The following is a 4,072-nucleotide window of genomic DNA, read 5'->3' on the forward strand; positions in this document are numbered from 1 at the left end:
GCGTTAGGTGCTGCATTCGGTGCTTCAGCCTCCAAACCGCCTGAAAATAAGTGATGAATGGGCGCAAGCGGGTAATCGAGTAAATTCAAATCGGTAAAAGAAAAGACGGTCGATCCCCAGGGGCGACCGTCTTTTTTTGAAAGTACATTTAAACACTCGACAAATCTGGTACGAATGATGATGGGGAGTCACTGAGGTCATATCGATTACTGCAAATTTGGCAGCTCGTCTCGTGTAATGACGTTTGTATGGTTGTAAACTGGATTAATGTACTGTGCGGACCCGCATGTAAGTGGTGTGATAGATCGGGGGCTAGCTGCCCCCTGCTGCTTGATTACCATATCCGTATTAGTGAATGTAATCGTCGAATTCGACGCCGCAAGGCTGCGAATCGTTCTCCTCGATGTCATGAATTTCGGTGCCGTCCGCCCGATAGAGGGGCCGCCTGCCGGATCGCAGCGTCGCGATGTCGGCGTAATGGCAAATAAACGAGCGGCGGAAGCGCTCCTTCGAGCGGTTCGGGTAGGACCCGTGGATGACGCTTCCGTTAAAGAACAATACGTCTCCCGCATCCATGTTGATCGGAACTATGGAATAGCCTTCCGGAATCGTCACTTCATCTTTCGTAAACGATTCCTCCGGATTGGCCATGTGGGGACATTCGATCTCAAGCCCGTTAGTGCGTGGAACGACGACGAGTCCGCCATTCTCCTCATCCGCCGGATCGATTGCCGTCCAGGCGGCAATGCAGGTTCCCGGCTCAAGCTTCAAGTAGTAGTTATCCTGATGCAAAGCCTGTCCTCTCGCTCCGGGCGGCTTGAAATAGTACATGCTTTGCGCGGCTAGTGGCTCCGTACCGAACAAGTCCGCCATGACATTCATCACCCGGGCATCGATCATGTAATTCTTGACCTTCTCACTATGATTATGAGGATAAACCATCCGCGGGTATTGCAACAGTATATCCCCGCCGGATTGTTCTGGTGTTTTCGGCTCGAAGAAACCAGGAACGGGTCCTGCGTTATAGATGTTCTCGAACGCACTTTTGATGTCCTCGACCGAATCCTTGAAAAAGCCCTTGATGACCAGAAATCCTTCTATACGAAACTGCTCTTTCTGCTCTTCCGTCAAAACGCCACCTAGCTGGATCGTACTCATTTTTATCCCTCCAATTGTGCTTTTCATGTTTATAGCATAAGATATTTGGAAAAAGGGAGGAATGGATAATATGGTCGAAAATCATAACGATCCTGCTCTCCATACTGCAAGCCCGCACCCGGGGATTCTCGTGGCGGACCATTTTTCGGAATCGTATGGATTCGGCGCTTTCCGGGAAGAAGGCACGCGCGATTGGTTGTTGACGCTGACGCTTGACGGGCGAGGGGAGTATCGCCACCGAGGTGAAACGATCGCCTGCCTGCCCGGGGACGTTTTGATCTTTCTTCCCGGTACACCCCATCATTACTACACCCCGCGGGACAGCCATTGGGAATTCGTCTGGACCCATTTCGTTCCCGAACCGCGATGGGTCGAATGGCTGCAGTTGCCGGGCAACGATACCGGATTGATCCGTCTCCATATCGCGCAGGGCAATAGTAGGGAAAAACTTTTTTCCACCTTTCAGCGGCTCATCCACAGCACGCGGGAGAGCGGATATTATTCCGAACTGCTGTCTCTGAACGCGCTGGAAGAAATTTTATTGCTGATTGCCAAGCTCGCTTCGCAAGAAAAAAAACTGGATCAGCGAATCGAAGAAACGTTAGCCTGTCTGACTCACGATTTGAAGCACGCCCATACCGTCCGGGAGCTGGCGGCGCATGTCTCTTTGTCTCCCTCGCGATTCGCGCATTTGTTTAAACAGCAGGTCGGCGATTCCGTCGTGGAAACGCTGCTGAAATTGCGTCTGCGATATGCCTCGCGGCTTCTGGAGCATACGGATTTGCCCATCGCCGAAGTGGCGGAGCAAGTCGGTTTTCGCAGTCCGTTTTATTTTTCCAAGCAGTTCAAAATCAGCTTTGGGGTAAGTCCCAGCCGTTATCGAGCCCGCGCAAGAGGCGGTTCTTCTTGATCCAATAGTAGCAACCGTCCCTCTCATCAAACGCTCCTTTAATCTATACAAGAATTACGTTTATAGTAATAATTTGTAATAAAATGTATAGACTCAATCATACACACAGATTATACTGAACCTAATTGATAGTGTGACGAGGCTGAAGAAAAAGGTAGAGTATGACTACACGTTTATGCTTCAGATGCAGCAGTTGCGCTATGTTATAGAAATAATTGGAGTAAGTAAGATATGATCAGTTGAGAGACTTATGTAAGCGCTTTCTGACATATAAAAAGGAGGGAATGCTTTGGCTTTCAATATAATACGAATACGGCGGCCGTTGTTTTGGAAACTATCGATCTCGTATGCCCTGGTATTGATCGTACCGCTTTTGATCGGCAGTTTTGCATATAATGCAGTGGTTCGGACATTCAAGAACGATGCGATGCAGAATAATCTGCTTCTTCTGGAACAAACGAAAGAGATAATGGATGCCCGTCTGCGGGAGATCGAAGCGATTGGCAGACAGATCTCCCGTGGTCCGAAGATGAATTCACTTATAAATGGAGGGATGATTGAAGAGGGTTCACCGAAGTATTATCATGTCTGGGAAGCGGTAAACTACAGTCCACAGTTCACCGCTGTCAACACGTTTATCGCAAATTACTATGTATTTTTCCGCAGCAATTCCTTTGTACTCTCTTCGAATACAGCATTTCCTGATATGGATAGGTTTTGGATGAGCTTATTTGAGAAAGATGCGTCTCTTGATCAACAGCAATTTCTACGAATGCTTTGGGGCCAGTTTCATCAATCTACATTTTTGCCCGGCGGTCAAGTGACTTTGGATAAGAAACAGCATCAAGTGCTCTATTATCTGAGGTCTTTTCCCTTCGATTCTATCGGAAACCCGCTCGGTGTTGTTATGGTTCTAGTTGATCAGGAAAAAATAGATCAACTATTAGCTCGTCTGAAAATTGGTGATAGCGGATTGGTTTACATTAGTGATGAAGAGGGACGAGTCATCACATCGATTACGGCGGGACAAACGAGAGTGGCACCGGAGGAGCTTTCCACAAGTTCGTTTGAAGGAGGGTTCTATAGATCGTCAAGCGAAGAAGAATTGTACGTTTCGCGAACGGTTTCTGATCTGAACGGCTGGAGTTATGTATCTGCGGTACCTGCTGATATGGTGCTTTCTAAAGTGCAATACATCAAAAATTTTACTGTGGTAGCGGTTTTATTGACGATCATGGTAGGTATCGTACTGGCACTATTTTTAGGCTATCGCAACTCGAAACCAATCAAACAATTGCTTCAGCAGTTACCGGATTGGTTCGGCAGCGAGGAGAAACGATACGCTAACGAATACGATTATTTGAACGATTCCATTTCCCGTTTGATCGAAAATCACCACTTGCTGCATGAGAAGGTTGAAGAGCAAATTCCGCTTCTCCGGCAAGCTTTTTTCCGTAGGCTGCTGTATGGCGAATTTGTTGATGATAAAGAAATCGAGATATTCCAAAGGCGGGTCGGCTTGGAAATGTCTGCTCGGAACTTCTTCGTGCTTCTATTACGCGTTGATGAAACGGAAGCAATGTCGGCCGACCCCCCTCTCGAAGAAATTCGTATGCTGAACATTGTCATTAAAAATGCAATCGACCGTTCCATGAGTCACTTAACGTATTACAGCTACGATATTGATGAGAATAAATTTGCACTTATTATCGGATTCAATGATGAAGGTCAGGAGCGTCAAGATGGACATGAAGAAGCGCAATCGATTATTGAAAGTCTGTCCTTGAGCTTGGATAATCGAAGCCGAATGCGGTTGTCTTTTGCTGCCGGCACAGCCTATAAGGGAATAAAAGATATTTGTGTGTCTTATTTCGAGGCGAAGCAAGCGCTTGAATATACGTCAAGCAAAGACCTCGGGCAGAGGTTCGCCCGTTATGAGGACATTCCAAAAGAAAGTGATAAGTATTACTACCCGATTGACCTAGAGCTAAGATTGATTAATAG

At 47.1% G+C, this 4,072-nt stretch carries 3 protein-coding genes; 2 read left to right on the top strand and 1 reads right to left on the bottom strand.

Features of this window, described 5'->3' with window-relative positions; genetic code table 11:
• Positions 1–348: 348 nt before the first annotated feature.
• The gene (locus AC1DWN_RS29250; protein WP_477562400.1) at positions 349–1,158 is read right to left on the bottom strand and encodes a phytanoyl-CoA dioxygenase family protein; all 810 of its coding nucleotides are present in this window, start codon (positions 1,156–1,158) and stop codon (positions 349–351) included.
• A 70-nt stretch (positions 1,159–1,228) separates the two neighbouring features.
• Between AC1DWN_RS29250 and AC1DWN_RS29255 the strand changes: the two genes are divergently transcribed.
• Positions 1,229–2,068 carry a helix-turn-helix domain-containing protein gene (locus tag AC1DWN_RS29255; protein WP_477562401.1) on the top strand — a complete coding sequence of 280 codons (840 nt, stop codon included), beginning with the start codon at positions 1,229–1,231 and terminating at the stop codon, positions 2,066–2,068.
• Between the two features lie 289 nt (positions 2,069–2,357).
• On the top strand, positions 2,358–4,072 hold a 1,715-nt coding region (locus AC1DWN_RS29260; RefSeq protein WP_477562402.1), incomplete at its 3' end, for a hypothetical protein.

The organism is Paenibacillus sp. P4_A7, from assembly GCF_056402455.1.